The sequence below is a fragment of the bacterium genome (genome assembly GCA_024226335.1).
Classification (GTDB): domain Bacteria; phylum Myxococcota_A; class UBA9160; order SZUA-336; family SZUA-336; genus JAAELY01.
The window spans coordinates 1-1848 of sequence record JAAELY010000089.1; the positions used below are offsets into that span (position 1 = coordinate 1).

The window sequence follows — 1848 nt, forward strand, 5'->3', positions numbered from 1 at the left end:
CCTCCTGGGTTCTGGTTCATTTTCGGGTTGGGTTTCGGCGGTTGTGGTTTTGTTAGTGCGATAGAGGATTTCTTCTGAAATCCTTGTAGAGACCACCCGTCAGGGAAGGGGCGGGGGTCAATTGACTGCCACGCGCGATAGCGCCGTGAGATGCGAAGCGACGCCGCAGAGCCCGAAGGGATAAATAGTGGTCGGCAGTCGAAAAGGTTCCGATTGAGGCTCGCCCCTTCCCGGGCTCGAGCTGGCTAGGTTGTTTGCTTGGTGACGAGGTTCTTGCTGCGCAGGATGCTGTCGAGTTCCCAGATGAAGCCGCACAGTTCGCGGGCGATGGCGATGGTGATCTTGTTGCGGGCGAGCTTGCGTGCGGAGAGTTTGCGGCGGCGGTAGCAGAGGCGCGTCTGGGCACGCCACGAGAGAACCTTCACCTCGCGCAGCTGCCCCTCCTGTCGCTTGGATAGAGCGGGCGACACCATCTCCTTGTTTTCGTAGGCGTTGGCCGATTCGACGAGCATCCAGCGCGCGTGGGAGTTGCCGGTCTTGGTGATGGCGCCCTGGCGACGTTTCGTCCCGGAACTCTCCTCGCCTGGAACCAGACCCAGGTAGCCCATGAGCTGGCGCGGCGAAGCGAAGCGGTCGAGGTCGCCGAGCTCGGCGATGAGCGTCATGGCGGTGACGATCTGGAAGCCACGCAGGGACATGAGCGCGCGCACCATCGGCTCGCGGTTCCAGGTCTCGAGTTGCTCCTTCATGTGTTCGAGGAGGCGCGCGACGCGCTCCTCTAGCGCGTCGATCTCCATGATGTATTCCTCGAGGACGATCTGCTGGACGGGGTCGGGCATGGCGACCTTGCGGATGTAGTTGAGGTGCGCCTGCGTCCAGTTGGTTTTGCCGGTGTAGGCCATGCCGTTGCGCAGCATGAATCCGAGCAGTTGCTTCTTGGCGCGGCTGCGCGCCTGGACGGCGTCGGTGCGGGCGCGGCACAGGTCGCGGATGGCCTCGTCGTCCACGGAAGGGATGTGGATAGGCTCGAGTTCGCCGGCGCGCAACAGGCGGGCGAGCTTCCTGGCGTCTTTCTTGTCTGTCTTGACCTTGTCGCCGGGCTTCTGCGGGATCTTGGACGGGGCGATGACGATGCAGTCGTAGTTGAGTTGTATCAGGCGCCGGACGAGAATGAAGCCCGTGGGACCCGCTTCGTAGCAGATGCGGAGATCTTCCTTTTCGACGCCGAGCTTCTTGCGCAGCTTCGCCAGGGCGCGCTCGGCGCTGAGGTTGCTGCCGGCAGTCTTGCCATAGAAGACGGGATCGGAGCCGTCGGCCGCCGCGTAGGCGATCGAGATTGAGCTTTTGTGGACGTCGAGTCCGATGTAGATTTCAGGTGTGGTGGATCTGGTTACTTTTTTTGTCATTAGTAGTTTGGTTGGTTTTCGGGATCGCTTTCGTGGTGTCCCGGATGTGGATAGGTCTCGTATCCTCGTGATGCGAGATAGCCCACGAGAAATGCCTCCGGCCAGATCTGCCACACTTATTTTACCGAACGTCCGGATGGCTTGCGCCTACCGGTGAACAACCATACTGTCTCGCCGAAGAAAAATGCCGCTGTCATGGACATTCCCTCAGCTCATGTTCATCGCGGCGGCAACGTTTCTCTTTCTTGCGCTGAGTTTTTCAAGATCGAAACCAGTGATCGCAGGTTTGGTGGTGATCTTGGCTGCGCACTACCTTGTGATCAATACTGCCTGTTGGAATACGTTTATGTATACGACGATATGGCATGGCGGTGAGGATGTATTTCGATTCGATTTCTCGCCCTTTCTTCCCGCTGTCTCCTTCTACGGAGGGGTTTTGGTC

1 protein-coding gene is annotated in these 1848 nt (G+C 59.4%); it reads right to left on the reverse strand.

Features of this window, described 5'->3' with window-relative positions; all coding sequences use genetic code 11:
• Positions 1 to 245: 245 nt before the first annotated feature.
• Entirely contained in the window at positions 246 to 1406 is a 1161-nt protein-coding gene (locus GY725_03970; GenBank protein ID MCP4003331.1) for an IS110 family transposase, read from the reverse strand.
• Positions 1407 to 1848: the final 442 nt, after the last annotated feature.